Origin of the sequence: Streptomyces sp. MST-110588 (assembly GCF_022695595.1) — a bacterium.
GTDB lineage: Bacteria > Actinomycetota > Actinomycetes > Streptomycetales > Streptomycetaceae > Streptomyces.
Map to the genome: position 1 here is coordinate 5,329,221 of NZ_CP074380.1, position 17,553 is coordinate 5,346,773.

Consider the following 17,553-nt stretch of genomic DNA (forward strand, 5'->3'; position numbering starts at 1 on the left):
GCGTACACGAGTCCGCCCCTGGGTCTGCCGGAACCGGCCGGGGTTACGGCCGGTGCGCGCTGACGCGTCCCTGAAGGAGGCGCGACAAGGACGCGTGGACGTCCTCCACCGACCGGTGCGGCTGGAAGGACCGCCAGTCCAGCGCCGCCACCAGCACCATGCCGAGCAGGGCGGACGCGGTCAGGGAGATGTCGATCTCCTCGCTCAGCTCGCCGGCGGCCACCGCGTCCCGCAGTACCGTTTCGACGACCGTGATGGCGCGGCCCCGTACCGACGTCACGGTGGACTGCCAGGCCCGGTTGGTGCGCCACAGCTCGGCCACGTACAACTGCGTCAGCGACGGGTAGTGGGCGATGAAGTCCAGCCCGGCCCGGATCATCGCGTCCAGCGCGTCGACCCGCGTGCCGCCGCGCCGCGCCACCTGGTCGGCGGCCTCCTGGAGCGAGGCGGCGAGCAGTTCGATGCCGTCCCGCAGCAGCTCCTCGTACAGGACGTTCTTGCTGGCGAAGTTGTAGTAGACGGTGCCCTTGGCGACCCCTGCCCGGTCGGCGATCTCATCCACGGTGGTGGAGGAGAAACCCTGTTCGGCGATGAGGGTCACCGCGGCGTCGAAGAGCTTGCGCCGGGTGGCCCCGCGGCGCGGCCCGGGGCCGGGGGCGGCGCCGGCGGTGGCGCCGTCCCCGTGCCCGAGAGGGTGCTCGGCCCGTGTTCTCGCGGGTGTGTCCGCAGGCGTGCCCACAGGTGTCCTCGCAGGTGTCCTCGTAGGTGTCGTCACAGGCTGAGTTCCGGGTGCAGGTCCTTCATCCGTACGACCTGACGGCCCCGCGCGGTCAGCGAGGTGAGCGTCAGCGCCGCGATGGTGAAGACCGCCAGCACGATCGAACCCTGCCAGACGATGCCCAGGTCACCACCGGTGATGAGCCTGCGCAGGCCGTCCACGACGTAGCTCATCGGCAGGAAGGGGTGGATCGCGCCGAAGAAGCCGGGGCTGGTCTGCACCGGGTACGTGCCGCCCGCCGAGGTGAGCTGAAGCATCAGCACCACCAGGGTCAGGACGCGGCCGGCCGGGCCCAGGAGCGCGCCGAACAACTGGATGATGGCGGTGAAGCAGGCCGTGGCCAGCAGGAGGAAGGCGACCGTGCCGCCCGCCCGTTCCATCTCCAGGCCCAGGGCCCAGTGCAGGACGGCCATCAGGGCCAGGACCTGTACGACGCCGATGGCGAAGGCCGGCAGCCAGGAGCCCAGCGCGATCCGCCAGCCCGGCGCACCGGCGGCCAGCGCCCGCTTGCCCAGCGGCTGGAGCAGCATGAACGCGACCATCGCGCCGACCCAGAGGGAGAGCGGGATGAAGTACGGGGCCAGGCCGGTGCCGTAGTTGGGCGCCTTGTGCATGGACTGGGAGGCCAGCTCGACCGGGTCGGCCATGACCTTGGTACGGGCGTCCCGGTCCTTCTTGCCGTAGTCGGGGATCTTGGCTACGCCGCTGTTGAGGCCGCCGGCGAGCTTGTTGGTGCCGTCCTTGAGCTTGTAGAGGCCGCCGCTGAGGTTGACCGCGCCGTCCTTGAGCTGGCCGATACCGCCGTCGATCTTGTCGGCGCCACCCTTGGCGTCACCGATGCCGTTGTGGACCTTGCCGGCGCCGTCGGCAAGCCGGCCGGCACCATCGGTCAGTTTGCTGTTGCCATCGGCGATCTTGCCGGTACCAACTGCCAGCGCGTCGATGCCCTGGGCGAACTGGCCCGCACCCTGGGAGATCTTCTGGGCGCCGGCGTTGAGCTTGTTGATGTCGGCGATGGCGGCTTCAACGTCGTTCGCGATGGACGGTGCCTTGTCGGCCACGAGCACCGCGACCTCGTGCAGCTCGTGCAGTTTGGTGCGCAACTGCGTGAAGTCCGTCTTGGCGATGACGCCGTCGACCTTTTCCGCGAGGTCGGCGGCTGCGGCCGTGCCGACCATGATGCCCTTCAGCCGGGGGCAGTCGGCGTCACTGTCCGAGGAACCCTTGCAGCGCTCGTTGTACAGCGCCTGGGCGTCGTTGGCGGTCTGGCGAGCCTTTGCGGCAGCCTGGGACGAATTCCCCGGCAGCTTGCCGAGGTCCTCGTCCAGTGCCTGGGTGAGGTCGGCGACGGCTTGCGCCTTCTCGCCGATTTCCTTGCCGTGTTCCTTGAGGAACGGCAGCCCCTTCTTGGCAAGGCCGTCGACCTTGTCGGCGAGCATCTGAGTGCCGTCCGCCACCTTGGCCGCGCCCTGGCTGAGCTGCTTGGCCTTCGCACTGGCGGTGGCGGCGCCCTGGTGTACGTCACCCGCGCCCTTGCTCAGCTTGCCGGCCTTGTCGTGCAGGGTGTCCAGACCGTTGCTGACCTCGCCCGATCCCTTGTCGAGCTTGCCGAGGCCCCCTGACAGCTTGCCGGTGGCGTCCTTGGCGGTGCCCAGGCCGTCGGAGAGCTTCTTCGAACCGTCCTTGGCGGTGCCCAGGCCCTTGTCGACCTTCGTCGCCCCGTCCGCTGCTTCCGCCGTCTTGTCGTGCAGGTCCGAGAAGGACACGAAGATCTTGTCGAGGAAGCCGCGGGAGGCCTTCGCCGAGGTCTTGGCGCGCAGTTCGGAGAAGACGGACTTGGAGATCGAGCCGACGATGTAGTTGTTGGCGTCGTTCGTACGGACCTTGAGCGCGCCCGTTTCCGGGGAGTCGCCGGCACTGGAGCCGATGCGCTCGCTGAAGTCCTTCGGGACGGTCAGGGTGAGGTAGTACGTACCGTTCTCAAGGCCCTTGGCGGCGTCGTCCGCGCTGACCTCTTCCCAGGAGAAGTACTTGCTGTCCTTGAGGTTCCCGGCCAGTTCGTCGCCCACGTCCAGCTTCTTGCCGGCGACCGTGGCGCCCTTGTCCTCGTTGACGATCGCAACCGGGATCTTGTCCAGGCGGCTGTAGGGGTCCCAGAAGGAGCAGAGGTACAGCGCGCCGTACAGCAGGGGGATCACCGTCAGGGCGATGATGCCGAGCCGGGGGAGCTTGCCCCTGCCGAAACGCTTGAGCTCAAGCGCTGCGAGTTTCGGCGAACGCATGCGCGGCTCCTTCCTGGTGAGAGGCGGACGAGGGGGTGGAGGGAACAGAGGGGGAGGAAGCGGCTGAGGAAGCGGCGAGGGCGGGGGCGGCGGCGGTCGCCGGGGCGGTGGAGACCACGAGGGCGTCGCGCGGGGCCGCGGAGGCCGCCGCGAGCACGGTCGTGCCGTTCCGCGCGATGTTCCGCAGCAACTGCCATGCCTGGTCCCGCTCGTCGGGGGACAGCTTGAGGTCGACGTCGTCGATGGCCAGCAGCCGCGGGCCGTGCATGACCGCCAGGGCGATCGACAGCCGCAGCGCTTCGATGCGTTCCAGGTCCCGTACGGCCGTACGCGTGCCCTTGGGCAGGGTGGCGGGGTCGAGCCCGACGGTCCGCAGTACGGCCTCGACCCGGGCGCGGGTCGCCTCCTTGTAGCGGCGGCCCCAGGGGAAGAAGGCACTCACGGAGCCGGACAGGCGCTGCTTGAGCAGTGCCTGCTCCTCCAGGTGTTCGCCGACGGTCAGGGCCGGTTCGAGGTCCGCGACGCCGGGGACGTGGGCGATGGCCGTGAGGCTGCGCACCGTACCCATGCGCTTGGGCAGCGGGAAGCCGGCGACCGTGGCCTGGCCCTCGGTGAGCCGCATGCGGCCGGTGAGCGCCAGGAGGAGACAGGTGCGGCCGGAGCCCGAGGGGCCCTCGACGGCGATGAGCGATCCGGGCTCGGCGGTGAAGTGGATGTCCTTGAAGGCCCAGCCGCGTGGGCCCTCGACTCCGATTCCCCTGGCGTTGACCGCGGCCCCCTGACGGGTGGTGTCCACGACCCCTCCTTTGATCTGACTGGTCAGTCTAAAAGTGTGCCGCATGCGGGAGGCTGTTGGCCAATCAGGGAGAGTCCGTACGAAGGGTTCCGTGTGACGGCTGAGTCGTTTTAGGGTCACTGGGATCTCTGGTGGCCCTTGTGATTCCAGGGCCGTGATCTTGTGATGAGATGTGCGTCACGCGGCGAGCGTGCGGCCGGCGCGTGCCACGCCCGACCGACGGACGACGGAGGACGATGCACCACTCGGCCCGGCTCCTCGCCCCGCTTCTTGCGGGATCCCTCCTCGCGATGGCGCCCTCCGCCCCACCCCCGACCGGCAGCCACCCCCGACCGCCAGGCGTCCCTGGACCGGCAGGCGTCCCTCGACCGCCAGGCGTCCCTCGACCGCCACCCGCCCTGTGAACGGGGCGGCCAGGGCGACGGCTGGGTGCCGACCGCCACCCGGATCGACCCCAAGGACAACCACCACGCTTTTGTCGGCAACGGCTATCTCGGCCAGCGTGTGCCCCCCAACGGCACCGGATACGCCGCCCCGGGCCAGCAGACCGGCTGGCCGCTGAAGACCCCGCGCTACGACGGCTCCTTCGTCTCCGGCCTGTACGCGCGCGGGCCGCAGAACCTCAAGGGGCGGCAGGCCGTCGCCGCGATCCCGACCTGGACCGGCCTGGACGTCACCGCGGGGCGGGCCCTTACGGGGACCGGCCAGGACTCCCGTGAGGACGGCCGTACGGACGCCCGTCCCGAGACCTTCTCCTCCGCGACCGCCCCGGGCCGCGTCTCCCACTACCGCCAGAGCCTCTTCCTGCGCTGCGGCCTGGTCCGTACCTCACTGACCTGGACCGCCGCCGACGGCCGCGCCACCGACCTGGTCTACGAGGTCTTCGCCGACCGCAACCGGGCGCACACCGGCGCCGTACGGCTGCGGATGACACCGCACTGGGGCGGCGAGGCGACCGTCACCGACCTCATCGACGGGCGTGGCGCGCGCCGGATGAAGCAGACCGGCGGCGGCGCCCGGCCGGCACTCGGAGCCGGCGGACACGGCCGCCGGTCCATGGACGTCACCTTCCGCACCGACGGCACCGGAACCGACGGCGCGGTGGCCTCCACCCTCGTCCCCGGCTCCGGAGTCCGTCCGGCCAGGAGCAGGCCGGCCACCGCGGCCAAAGACCTCGGCAACCGCCAGGCGGTGACCTTCCCGGTGCGCGCGGGCCGGACGTACGAACTGACCAAGTACGTCGGCGTGGACACCGCCCTGACCTCCCGCTCCCCGCGCGCCGCCGCCGGTGCCGCCTCCCGGCAGGCGGCCGACCGGGGCTGGCGGGCCCTGTTCAAGGACCACGCGGCGGCCTGGGAGGCGCTGTGGCGCTCCGGCATCGAGGTCCCCGGGCGGCGTGACCTCCAGGCGTGGGTGCGCTCCGCCCAGTACGGGCTGCTCTCCAGCACCCGCGCCGGCAGCCGCGACAGCATCGGCCCGACCGGGCTGACCAGCGACAACTACGCGGGCGAGATCTTCTGGGACGCCGAGACCTGGATGTACCCGGGGCTGCTGGCCATGCACCCGGAACTCGCCAGGTCCGTCGTGGAGTACCGCTACAAGACACGCGCCGGGGCCCGCGCCAACGCCCGAAAGCTCGGCTACGACGGCCTGTTCTACGCCTGGACCAGCGGCGGCAAGGGCGACCTGGACAGCGAGTGCCACAGCTGGGACCCGCCGCACTGCCGCACCCAGAACCACCTCATGGGCGACATCTCGCTCGCCACCTGGCAGTACTACCTCGCCACCAAGGACACCCGCTGGCTGCGCGAGCGCGGCTGGCCCGTCATCAAGGGCATCGCCGAGTTCTGGGCCTCGCGGGCCACCCGTAACGCCGACGGCAGCTACTCCATAAAGAACGTGGCCGGGCCGGACGAGTACAGCAACGGTGTGGACGACGGCGTGTTCACCAACGCCGGCGCCGCCACGGCGCTGCGCACCGCCTCCCGCGTCGCCGCCGTCCTGGGCGAGCGGGCCCCCGCCGCCTGGAACACCGTCGCGGGCAAGCTGCGCATCCCCTACGACGCCAAGCAGAAGGTCTTCGAGCAGTACGCCGGGTACAAGGGCACCGTGATCAAGCAGGCTGACACGGTCCTGCTGATGTACCCGCTGGAGTGGCCGATGACGCGGGAACAGGCGGCGGCCACCTTGGACCGGTACGCGGCGCGCACCGACCCGGACGGCCCGGCCATGACGGACTCGGTGCACGCCATCGACGCCGCCGGGATCGGCGAGGACGGCTGCTCCACGTACACGTATCTGATGCGGTCCATCAGGCCGTTCGTCCGCGGGCCGTTCGATCAGTTCTCGGAGGCCCGCGGGGACAAGGCAGGCGCCGAGGACCCGCACGCCGGCTCGCCCGCGCAGGACTTCCTCACCGGCAAGGGCGGCTTCCTCCAGACCTTCACCCACGGCCTGACGGGGCTGCGGATGCGCGAGGACCGGGTGCGGCTGGACCCGATGCTGCCGCCGCAGCTCGCCAAGGGCGTCACACTGCGCGGGCTGCGCTGGCAGGGGCGTACGTACGACGTCGCGATCGGCGCGCACAGCACCACCGTGCGGCTGACCTCGGGCGCGCCGATGCGGATCGAGTCGCCGGAGGGCGAGCGGGTGGTCAGCCGGAACGCGCCCGCGGTCCTCAAGACCCGCCGGCCGGACCTGACGGCCACGGACAACGCGGCCCGCTGCGGCACGGCACGCGCCAGCTCGGAGGAGCCGGGGCTGTACGCGGAGGCGGCGGTGGACGGCAACAACGCCACCGCCTGGGTGCCGGCCGGTGCCCAGGACAGTCTCACGGTCGATCTCGGCGCCACCCGGCGCATCGGGCAGATCACCCCGCACTGGAACGGCACCCCGCCCGCCTCGTACGTCACGCAGATCTCCACGGACGGGAGGCACTGGTACGGGACCGGGTACAGCGGCCGGAGCGAGGCGCGCTACGTACGCGTCACGGTGCGCACGGGCGCGGACGCGGGCACGGGGGCGAAGGCGTCCGGGCGTCCGGGACTCGCCGAACTGACGGTCCAGAAGCTGTCCGGCAACTCCGGCAAGGAGTGAAAGACAAGGACAAGGAGCGATAAGGGGCGCTGACGCGCATTGCCCCGCCGACTGGTCTGTGCCAATAGTGACCGTTCCGTTCTCTCATCGGGACGGAAGTGATCGCCTGCGTCCCTTAAAGTCCTTTCCTGCGCATGGGGTGTCGCCGTTGACCGCGGTGACTGCCGTGACCCGGGGAGGACATGGTGCGGACAGGTAAGAAGGCCGTGGTCGGCGGGGTCGTCGCCGTGGTCGTGGGAGCGGCCGGTGTCGGCTGCTACAACGTCTACGAGGCGTTGTTCGCGGACGGTACGGGTTCCGCGACGACCGCCGCCACGGAGACCGACCCGCCGACCGACAAGGAAGTGCGCGAGACCGCGCAGGCATTCCTGACGGCCTGGGCGAAGGGCGACGTGGACGCCGCTGCGGTCCTCACGGACAACGCGGAGGGGGCACGCCAGGCGCTCACCGGCTACCGCGAGGACGCGCTGGTCACCCAGGTGAGCTTCCGCCCCGGGAAGAATTCGGGCGCGAAGGTCCCCTTCACCGTCACCGCGCGGATGACGTCGGCGGATTCCGGGGACGCCAAGGGCAAGGATGCCAAGAAGGCCGGAAAAGCTGACAAGGCCGACAAGTCTGGTAAGGCCGGTAAGACCGGCAAGGCCGGGAACACGGTCACCTGGAAGTACGAGTCCGCGCTGCGCGTCGTCCGCGGGAAGACCACGGGCAAGCCGCTCGTCGACTGGCAGCCGTCGGTGGTCCACCCCGGGCTGCGCCGCGGCGAGAGCCTGGAGACCAGCGAGGAGAAGGCGCCCCCGGTCCGGGTGGTGGACCGCGACGGCACCGAGCTGACCGCCGCCGGTCACCCCTCGCTGAGCGGGGTGCTGCCCGCCCTGCGCGAGAGCTACGGCAGGACGGCCGGCGGCGTCCCGGGCATCGAGGTCCGCGTACGGAACCCGGGCGGCGGCCCGGGACGGACGCTGCGCACGGTCGTCAAGGGCCGCACCGGCACGCTCCGTACGACCCTGGACGAGCGGCTCCAGCGGGCGGCCGAGGCCGCGGTGCGGGACTTCGGGCAGGCGTCGGTGGCCGTGGTCAAGCCGAGTACCGGGGAGATCCTGGCGTTCGCCAACCACCGCACGGACGCGTTCAACGCGGCGTTCGAAGGCAGGCTGGCGCCGGGCTCCACGATGAAGGTCGTCTCGGCGGCGATGCTCATGGAGAAGGGCCTGACATCGGCGGGCGGACGGGTGGACTGCCCCAAGTACGCCGACGGGGGCGGCCGGCAGTTCCACAACCAGGGGTACTTCGCCATCAAGGACGGCACCTTCGCCGACAGCTTCGCCCGGTCCTGCAACACGGCCTTCATCGGCCTCGCCGCCAAGGCCGGCCCCGATGACCTGGCCAAGGAGGCCCGTGAGGTCTTCGGCCTCGGCCTGGACTGGAAGGCCGGCGTGCCGACCTTCGACGGCAGCGTGCCGCCGGAGCAGGGCACCGAGGCCGCCGCCGAGCTGATCGGGCAGGGCCGCGTCCAGGCGAGCCCGCTGAACATGGCCTCGGTCGCGGCCACCGCGCGGTCCGGCTCCTTCGCCCAGCCCGTCCTGGTGCCGAAGGACCTGGACGACCGGCCGCTGGCGCGGGCCCGGCGGGCACTGCCGCCCGCGGTGGCGGGGCAACTGCGGGCCATGATGCGGCAGACGGCGGTCAGCGGGACGGCGCGGCAGGCGATGGCCGGGCTCGGCGGGGACATCGGGGCGAAGACCGGCTCGGCCGAGGCCGACGGGCAAGGCAACTCCGACAGTTGGTTCCTCGGTTACCGCGGGGACACCGCGGCGGCTGCCGTGGTGCAGCAGGGTGGTCACGGCGGCGACGCGGCGGGCACGGTCGTACGGAAGGTGCTCGCGGCGGGCGGCTGAGCGCGGCCGTCGTCGGGGCGGGCCGGCAGGAACCGCCCCGGGGCCGCACCGGGACGACGATCGGGAGAGCCTCATGGGTATGGGTACGGGTACGGACGCGGGTACGGCGCGCAATACGTCCGGCATGGCGGGTACGTCCGGCAGACGGCCGGTCGCCGGCGCCCTCGCCGTACTCACCGCGCTCGCCGTCACCGCGAGCACACTCACCGCGAGCGCACTCACCGCGAGCACACTCACCGCGAGTGCGGCACCGGCCCCCGGAGCCCATGCGGCGCCGCCCCGCGCCGCCCAGACCCGCGCCTGCTCCCCGTACGTCTCCGCCGACGGCTACTCCGACGCCCTGGACAAGACCACCTACCGGGGAACCTACGTCGGCAACCTCTCCGCCCTCGCGGCCGACACCGACGGCACGATCGCCGCCCTGTCCGACCGCTCCGCGCTCCTCGGCCTGGACCGGGTCTCCCACCGCCCCGTACGCGCCCGGCCGCTCGCCGACGAGAACGGCGCGCCCCTGGATTCCGAGGGCCTGGCCGTCGAACCCACCGGCCGCTACCTGGTCACCTCCGAGACCGAGCCTTCTGTACGGCGGTACGGGCGGGACGGCACCCTCATGGGACGGCTTCCCGTACCGGACGCCCTGAAGGTCGCCCCGGCCGGCCGGGCGCGGGCCAACCAGACCTTCGAGGGCCTGACTCTCGGAGGCGGCGGCCGTACGCTGACCGCTTCGATGGAGGGGCCGCTGAGCGGCGACGGCACCGACGCGGCGGGCCGCCCGCTCCTGCGGTTCCAGACCTGGCAGCGGGTGGGTCCCGCCCACACCAAGGGCTCCGAGGGCGGCTTCCGCCTCGCGCGGCAGTACGCCTACCCCGTGGACCCGGGCCTGGGCGTCGCCGAGATCGCCTCCGTCGGGCCCGGCCGGCTGCTCGTCCTGGAGCGCGGCTTCACGGCGGGCGTGGGCAACACCGTCCGCCTCCACCTCGCCGACACCCGTGGTGCGAGCGACGTCAGCGGCGTCGAGCGGCTGCCCGGACCGGACGGCGACGGCCCTGGCACGCGCCCCGTACGCCATGCCGGCCACATCCCTCACACCCACCGCACCCACCACGTCCGTCCCGTACACAAGAAGCTGCTCGCCGACCTCGGGGACTGCCCCTCCCTGGGCGCCCCCGCCCACCAGCCGCAGAAGAACCCGCTGCTGGACAACATCGAGGGGCTGGCCGTCACCGGCCGCGCCCCCGGCGGCCGGCTGCGGCTGCTGCTGGTCAGCGACGACAACGAGAGCGCCCGCCAGATCACCCGGCTGTACCGGCTCACCGTCCGTCTCCCAAGGTGATCCGGCGCCCGCCCTGGGAAGGCCGGACGCCGCCGGCCGCCCCCGTTGCCGCGGCGGGATGAAATCCGCACGCCACGGCGTTGGTCCCTTCCGGACCACGGACAAGGCCGCGGGACGGCCGGATGACGGCCGAGTGACGGGAGGCATCGGGTGACGGGGACGGACACGGCGGGACCGGGCTGGGCGCGGCGGCTGACGCGCTACTGCTGGCAGTACAAGAAGGACGTGCTGCTCGCGCTCGGCTCCTCGCTCGCCGGCATGGCCGTCACCGCGCTGGTCCCGCTCGTACCGAAGCTGATCATCGACGATGTGATCGTCGCGCACGACCGGCCGCTCGCGCCCTGGGCGACGCTGCTGATCGTCGCCGCCCTCGTCGTCTACGCGCTCACCTACATCCGCCGCTACTACGGCGGGCGGCTCGCCCTGGACGTCCAGCACGACCTGCGCGTCCGCATGTTCCGGTCGATATCCCGGCTGGACGGCGCACGGCAGGACGAGCTGAACACCGGCCAGGTCGTCGGCCGTGCCACCAGTGACCTCCAGCTCATCCAGAGCCTCCTTTTCATGCTCCCGATGATGGTCGGGAACGTGCTGCTCTTCGTGATCTCGCTGGTCGTCATGGCGGTCCTCTCGCCGCTGCTGACCCTCATCGCGCTCGCCGTCGCCCCGGCCCTGTGGTTCATCGCCCGGCGCAGCCGCACCCGCCTCTTCCCCGCGACCTGGTACGCGCAGGGACAGGCCGCGGCGGTCGCGGGCGTGGTGGACGGCGCCGTCTCCGGCGTCCGGGTCGTCAAGGGCTTCGGGCAGGAGGAGCAGGAGCGGCGCAAGCTGCGCGAGGTGAGCCGGCGGCTGTTCGCCGGCCGGCTGCGTACCGTACGGCTCAACTCCCGCTACACTCCGGCGCTCCAGGCCGTCCCCGCGCTCGGCCAGGTGGCGATGCTCGCGCTCGGCGGCTGGATGGCCACCCGCGGCCAGGTCACGCTCGGCACCTTCGTCGCCTTCTCCACCTATCTCGCGCAGCTCGTCGGGCCGGTGCGGATGCTGGCGATGATGCTGACCGTGGGGCAGCAGGCCCGCGCCGGTGTGGAGCGGGTCCTTGAACTGATCGACACCGAGCCGGTGATCGAGGAGCGGGCGGACGCGCGGGAGCTTCCCGCCTCGGACCCCGCGGCCGTGGAGTTCGACCGTGTCACCTTCGGGTACGCGCCATCGCCATCGCAGTCGCAGCCGGCCTCGGACGGCAAGGAGGACGCGGCCCCGGACCAGGAGCGGACGCCCCCGGCCCCCGCCCACCCCGTACTCCAGGACTTCTCGCTGCGCATCGAGCCCGGCGAGACCGTCGCCGTCGTCGGCACCTCCGGCAGCGGCAAGTCCACCGTCTCGCTGCTGCTGCCGCGCTTCTACGACGTCTCGGCCGGCCGGGTCCTGGTCGGCGGCCACGACGTACGCGACCTGACGCTGCACTCCCTGCGCGCGGCCATCGGCCTCGTACCGGAATCCAGCTTCCTCTTCTCGGACTCCATACGGGACAACATCGCGTACGGGGTCCCGGAGGCGACCGACGAGCAGGTGTACGCCGCGGCGCGCGCCGCCCAGGCCGACGGCTTCATCCGCGAACTGCCCGACGGCTACGACACCAAGGTCGGCGAGCAGGGCCTGACCCTCTCCGGAGGCCAGCGCCAGCGCATCGCCCTGGCCCGCGCGATCCTCACCGACCCGCGCGTCCTGATCCTGGACGACGCCACCTCGGCCGTCGACGCCCGGGTCGAGCACGAGATCCACGAGGCGCTGCGCGGGGTGATGGCGGGCCGTACGACGCTGCTCATCGCCCACCGCGCCTCCACGCTCGCGCTCGCCGACCGGGTCGCCGTACTGGACGGCGGCCGGCTGGTCGACATCGGTACGCGCGAGGAGCTGGAGGAGCGCTGCGAGCTGTACCGCAGGCTGCTGACCGACCCCGAGGAGCTGGGCGGCGTCCGGCGGGACCCGGCCGGCGCCCTCGCGGACAAGCTGCCCACCCCGGCCTCCGTTTCCTCACCGGCTTCCGCCTCCGCCCCGGCCACCGCGCCCGAGAGCACTGTCAACGGCATCACCCCCAGCCTGTGGGCGCGCCCCGCCGGGGACAAGGAGCCCGTACCCGGTGGCGGCAGGAGCGCTGCGACGGCGTACGACCCGGCAGCGGCCCAGGGAGCCACCCCCGAACTCCTGGCCCAGGTGGCCGCGCTGCCGCCCGCGACCGACACCCCCGACATCGACGAGGAACGGGCCGCGCGCCCCGAGCGCTCATACGGACTGCGGCGGCTGCTGCGCGGCTTCGGCGGCCCGCTGCTGCTGGCCCTGGCCCTGGTCGCCGTGGACGCGGTCGCCGGACTCCTGGTGCCGGTCCTGATCCGGCAGGGCATCGACGACGGCGTACGGCGTGCCGCGCTGGCCGGCGTCTGGACGGCCGCGGCAGTGGCGCTGGCCGTGGTGCTCGTCCAGTGGGTGGCGCAGATCGGCTCCAACCGTGTCACGGGCCGGACCGGTGAGCGGGTGCTCTACTCCCTGCGCGTCAAGATCTTCGCGCAGCTCCAGCGGCTGGGACTGGACTACTACGAGCGCGAGCTGACCGGCAAGATCATGACCCGGATGACGACGGACGTGGACGCGCTGTCCACCTTCCTCCAGACCGGTCTGGTCACCGCCGTCGTCTCCGTCCTCACTTTCTTCGGCATTCTGATCGCGCTGGTCGCCATCGATGTGGAACTGGCCCTGGTCGTCTTCGCCACCCTCCCGCCGCTGGTCATCGGCACGTATTTCTTCCGCAAGCAGAGCGTGAAGGCGTACGAGCTGGCGCGCGAGCGCATCAGCGTCGTCAACGGCGCCCTCCAGGAGAACGTGGCCGGACTGCGCATTGTGCAGGCGTTCCGGCGCGAGCGCAGCGGGGCGGAGCGTTTCGCCGCCGGCAGTGCCGCCTACCGGAACGCCCGGGTCCGCGGCCAGTTCCTGATATCCGTCTACTTCCCCTTCGTCCAGTTGCTCTCCTCCGTCGCGGCGGCGCTCGTCCTGATCGTGGGCGCGGGGCGGGTCGGCGCCGGCACCCTGACCGCGGGCGCGCTGGTCGCCTACCTGCTGTACATCGACCTCTTCTTCGCCCCCGTACAGCAGCTCTCGCAGGTCTTCGACGGCTACCAGCAGGCCGCCGTCTCCCTGGGCCGTATCCAGGAGCTGCTGCGCGAGCCGACCAGCACCCCGCAGGCCGAAAGCCCCCGAGAGGTCAGCTCGCTGAAGGGCGAGATCACCTTCGAGAACGTCCACTTCCGCTACGGCGGCGCCGACGGCGAGGAGGTGGAGGCGCTGGCCGGCATCGACCTGACGATCCCCGCGGGCCAGACCGTCGCCTTCGTCGGCCAGACCGGCGCGGGCAAGTCCACCCTGGTCAAACTGGTCGCCCGGTTCTACGACCCGACCTTTGGCACCGTCCGCGTGGACGGCGTGGACCTGCGCGAACTGGACCTGACCGGCTACCGGCACCGCCTGGGCGTGGTGCCGCAGGAGTCCTACCTCTTCCCCGGTACGGTCCGCGACGCCATCGCCTACGGCCGGCCGGAGGCCACCGACGCGCAGGTCGAGGCCGCCGCGCGGGCCGTCGGCGCACACGAGATGATCGCCGGCCTGGACGGCGGCTACCTCCACGAGGTCGCCGAGCGCGGCCGGAACCTGTCGGCCGGCCAGCGGCAGTTGCTCGCCCTGGCCCGTGCCGAACTCATCGGCCCCGACGTGCTGTTGCTGGACGAGGCGACCGCCGCCCTGGACCTGGCCACCGAGTCCGTCGTCAACCACGCCACCGAGCGGCTGGCCGGCCGCCGTACGACGCTGGTGGTGGCCCATCGGCTGACCACGGCGGCGCGCGCGGACCGGGTGGTGGTGCTGGACCACGGCCGGGTCGTGGAGGACGGCAGTCACGCCGAACTCCTGGCCCGCGACGGGCGGTACGCGGAACTGTGGCGCACCTTCACTGGTGAGGAGGAGCCGGTCGCGGCCTGAGGACTCCTCGCGGCGGGCTCGTAGCGCATCCGCGTCAAAGGCGGATGCGTGCCTTCCTCAATAGCCGCGGTGCATTTTGCCTCGATACTCCTTGCCGGATTTCTTGACTTTCATGTAGCCGCTCGCGTTGTCCACCAGCCCCTTCGAGTTGCAGGTAGGCATGCTGATTTCCCATTTCGCCTCGTTGTTTTCTCCGGACACCTCGTTGATGAACCTGGTGTCGAGGCGGACGCCCGTTTCCCCCCAGGAGGCGGCGAACACGCGGATTTCCGCCTTGTCCCCTTTGTCGTTGATCACGATATTCACCTTGATCAGGGAACCTTCCTTCGGCTTCAGGTTCCCGGTGTAGGCGCTGCCTTTCCAGGCGGCGATGGTGTCTCCGCAGAAGCCGGAACCTCCCTGCGCCGAGGCGGCCGTGGCGTGCGGAACGCCTGCGGAAGCGGCCAACAGAACGGTACCTGTGGCCACTTGCAGGAGACGTCTTACCGGTATGGGCATGAAAGCCGTCCCTTCCTGGTGGATTGCGCGCCCTTTCCTGTCGGCTCTTCCGGGCGCGTGAATCTCCGTACCCGCCGACGGGAAGAACGTCACTGGCGCGTCGGGTGATTGACCCGAAAAGGGTAATGGTGGTGAAAAGCGAAACGATGAAGAGTGGATCGCGTGACGGAGGGGTCAATCGGAAGAAGCCGGGCCCTGCTGCTCCTGCCGGATATGGACACTTCGGACATCGACGCGCTCCGCATGAATCCGGAAGGGGCCACGGCCGGTTGCCCGTCCCGGTTCCAGGACGTATCCGGCCTGGCGGAAATCCGTACGGGGCACCCGGTGCAAGGGGCTGGGCGACGCGCTCACTCCTGCCTCGCGCACCGTACTGCCTCTCTTGCGGCGGGAGTTGACCGGCGCGGGCGCCGCCCTGAACGGGATGGCCGGGGCGCGGCCGGCGCGGCAAGCTCCCCGGACCGGTGCGCCGGGGGGAAATTGGGGCTGGTGGCGGCGTTGCCGCGCCGATAGGTTCACCCAGACCTTTGTCGTCCCAAGGGGAGGGTGTATGCGCAAGGCCACCAGATGCCTGCTGTCGCTCGCGGTGCTCGTCGGCGCCGTGGGTACGGGAACGGGCTCGGCGGGGGCGGCCACCGCCGCCGTACCGCAGAAGACCGTCGACATCAAGGACCGCATCCTGGCGATACCGGGGATGAAGCTCATAGAAGAGAAGCCGGTGCCGGGCTACCGCTTCTTCGTCCTGAACTACACCCAGCCCATCGACCACCGGCACCCGTCCAAGGGCACCTTCCAGCAGCGGCTGACGCTGCTGCACAAGTCGACGGACCGGCCGACGGTCTTCTTCACCTCCGGCTACAACGTCAGCACCGATCCGCGGCGCAGCGAGCCGACGCAGATCATCGACGGCAACCAGGTGTCCCTGGAGTATCGTTTCTTCACGCCGTCCCGGCCGACGCCCGCCGACTGGAAGAAGCTGGACATACGGCAGGCCGCCAACGACCAGCACCGCCTCTTCAAGGCGCTCCACCGCATATACGACCGGAACTGGATAGCCACCGGCGGCAGCAAGGGCGGCATGACGGCGACGTACTACCGCCGCTTCTTCCCCCAGGACATGGACGGCACGGTCGCCTACGTGGCGCCCAACGACGTGAACAACGACGAGGACTCGGCGTACGACCGGTTCTTCAAGACCGTCGGCACCGCGCAGTGCCGCTCCGACCTGCGCACCGTCGAGCGCCAGGCGCTGCTGCGCCGCAAGGAGATGGTCCACCGCTACCAGGAGTGGGCGAAGAAGGAGAAGGCGACCTTCAAGACCGTCGGCAACGTGGACCGGGCGTACGAGGTCCTGGTGACCGACCTGGTCTTCGGCTTCTGGCAGTACCAGCCGGCTGAGACGGCGTGCGCGAAGGTGCCCAAGGCGAACGCCACGAACGACGAGCTGTGGAACTGGATCGGTGAGATCGGCGGTTTCGACAGCTACACCGATCAGGGGCTGGAGAAGTACGTGCCGTACTACTACCAGGCCGGCACCCAGCTCGGTGAGCCGAGCTACAAGTACCCGCACCTGAAGGACCTGCTGCGGTACCCGGGGATCAACAACTCGCGCAGCTTCGTGCCGCGTGAGATACCCATGAAGTTCGACCGGTACGCGATGCGCGACATCGACCGGTGGGTGCGCCACCACGCCGAGCGCATGATGTTCGTCAACGGGCAGTACGACCCGTGGAGCTCGGAGCACTTCCGGCTGGGGCGGGGGTCGGAGGACTCCTACGTCTTCACCGTGCCGGGCGGCAACCACGGCTCGAACATCGCCAAGCTGAAGGAGGCCGACCGCCTCAAGGCGACCGCCGAACTCCTGGACTGGGCGGGCGTCGAGGTCGCGCCGGGCCGGAAGATCGCGCCGCAGGCTCCGTACAACAAGAAGCTGGACGGGCGGGAGGAGTCGCAGCGCATGCCGGTGCTGCGCCCGTAGGGCCGTACGTAGGGCCGTACGGGGACCGGTGACCCCGGGCCGTAGGGCGAACACCTCGGACGGTCACGGCTGGAGGCGGCGGGCGCACCCCACGGGTGCCTCGCCGCCGAGCTGTACGTACAGGGCCGTGGAGGAGGGGCAGTCCGGCCGGGTCCGGACCGTCGCCGTCACCTCGAACTGCGGGGCGCGCTCTCCCGATCCGTCGCAGGCCGTCTCCTTCACCTGCCCGCGTCCGGAGGTGTAGACGCAGTCCCCGACGACCGTGCGCGGGCCGCCGCCCCCGCCGGGGTCGCCCGGGTGCGGCGGCAGCAGATTACGCATGCAGGCGTAGCCGCGGGGCACCGCGAAGTCGCCCTTGACGCGTGGGTCCGGCCGGTACGGGCTGATGTGCAGCACGAAGTCCGTACGGTCCGGGCAGCCCGGACCCTGCGCGGGGCTGCCGTCGTAGCGCGCCAGCACCCGGGCGACGGCGCGCTCGCTGCGGCAGGACACTTCATGGAAGACCGAGCGGCCACGGGTGCTGCAGGTGCCGGGCGCCAGGAAGACCGGGGCGGTGCCGGGCGTGGCCGTACCGCCGCTGCTGCTCGGGGCCGGCGCGCCCCCGGAACGCCGGCAAGCCGTCAGCGTCAGGAGGGTCAGCGCCACCACGCAGCACAGCGCCAGGACCGTGGCCACGGCTCTCGCGCGCCGCCTGCCCTCATGCCTCCTGACCCTGCGCATCGTTGCCCCCCAGCGCTCCCTGCCCGCCGGTACGAGCACGCACGCCCAGCGTGACCCGCCCCTACGGGAGCACGCCAGGCGTAAAGGGCGCATTGCGCAATCCGTACGGGGCGCGCAGTACGGACGATACGGAGAAGCCGGTACGGAGGCT

At 71.3% G+C, this 17,553-nt stretch carries 10 protein-coding genes; 5 read left to right on the forward strand and 5 right to left on the reverse strand.

The genetic code is table 11. The annotated features are described in order from the left end of the window. Positions 1-43: 43 nt before the first annotated feature. Genes KGS77_RS23355 through KGS77_RS23365 form a run of 3 tightly spaced genes read right to left on the reverse strand, consistent with a single transcriptional unit; the run spans position 44 to position 3,856 of the window. The gene (locus KGS77_RS23355; RefSeq protein ID WP_242584956.1) at positions 44-739 is read right to left on the reverse strand and encodes a TetR/AcrR family transcriptional regulator; all 696 of its coding nucleotides are present in this window, start codon (positions 737-739) and stop codon (positions 44-46) included. Positions 740-771: 32 nt separating this feature from the next. Further along, positions 772-3,060 carry a YhgE/Pip domain-containing protein gene (locus KGS77_RS23360; RefSeq protein WP_242584957.1) on the reverse strand — a complete coding sequence of 763 codons (2,289 nt, stop codon included), beginning with the start codon at positions 3,058-3,060 and terminating at the stop codon, positions 772-774. Then, on the reverse strand, positions 3,032-3,856 hold the full coding sequence (locus tag KGS77_RS23365) for an ATP-binding cassette domain-containing protein (RefSeq protein ID WP_242584958.1): 825 nt from the start codon (positions 3,854-3,856) through the stop codon (positions 3,032-3,034). The genes KGS77_RS23360 and KGS77_RS23365 overlap by 29 nt, the downstream gene beginning before the upstream one ends. 345 nt (positions 3,857-4,201) lie before the next feature. Between KGS77_RS23365 and KGS77_RS23370 the strand changes: the two genes are divergently transcribed. From KGS77_RS23370 to KGS77_RS23385, 4 genes are all read left to right on the forward strand, one after another. Then, complete coding sequence (locus tag KGS77_RS23370) at positions 4,202-6,952, forward strand: discoidin domain-containing protein (RefSeq protein ID WP_242587639.1); 2,751 nt, start codon at positions 4,202-4,204, stop codon at positions 6,950-6,952. A 182-nt stretch (positions 6,953-7,134) separates the two neighbouring features. Continuing rightward, positions 7,135-8,847 carry a penicillin-binding transpeptidase domain-containing protein gene (locus tag KGS77_RS23375; protein WP_242584959.1) on the forward strand — a complete coding sequence of 571 codons (1,713 nt, stop codon included), beginning with the start codon at positions 7,135-7,137 and terminating at the stop codon, positions 8,845-8,847. A 73-nt stretch (positions 8,848-8,920) separates the two neighbouring features. After that, a complete protein-coding gene (locus tag KGS77_RS23380; RefSeq protein WP_242584960.1) occupies positions 8,921-10,180 on the forward strand; it encodes an esterase-like activity of phytase family protein in 1,260 nt (419 codons plus the stop codon). A gap of 150 nt (positions 10,181-10,330) precedes the next feature. Further along, a complete protein-coding gene (locus tag KGS77_RS23385) occupies positions 10,331-14,206 on the forward strand; it encodes an ABC transporter ATP-binding protein (RefSeq protein WP_242584961.1) in 3,876 nt (1,291 codons plus the stop codon). A 57-nt stretch (positions 14,207-14,263) separates the two neighbouring features. Here KGS77_RS23385 and KGS77_RS23390 read toward each other — a convergent pair whose 3' ends face one another. After that, positions 14,264-14,674, reverse strand: a complete 411-nt coding sequence (locus tag KGS77_RS23390; RefSeq protein ID WP_242584962.1) for a hypothetical protein — start codon at positions 14,672-14,674, stop codon at positions 14,264-14,266. A 580-nt stretch (positions 14,675-15,254) separates the two neighbouring features. Here KGS77_RS23390 and KGS77_RS23395 point away from each other — a divergent pair. Beyond that, positions 15,255-16,682, forward strand: a complete 1,428-nt coding sequence (locus KGS77_RS23395; RefSeq protein ID WP_242584963.1) for a S28 family serine protease — start codon at positions 15,255-15,257, stop codon at positions 16,680-16,682. Positions 16,683-16,745: 63 nt separating this feature from the next. Here the strand turns inward: KGS77_RS23395 and KGS77_RS23400 are convergent, their stop codons facing one another. After that, positions 16,746-17,357, reverse strand: a complete 612-nt coding sequence (locus KGS77_RS23400) for a hypothetical protein (RefSeq protein WP_242584964.1) — start codon at positions 17,355-17,357, stop codon at positions 16,746-16,748. Between the last annotated feature and the right edge of the window lie 196 nt (positions 17,358-17,553).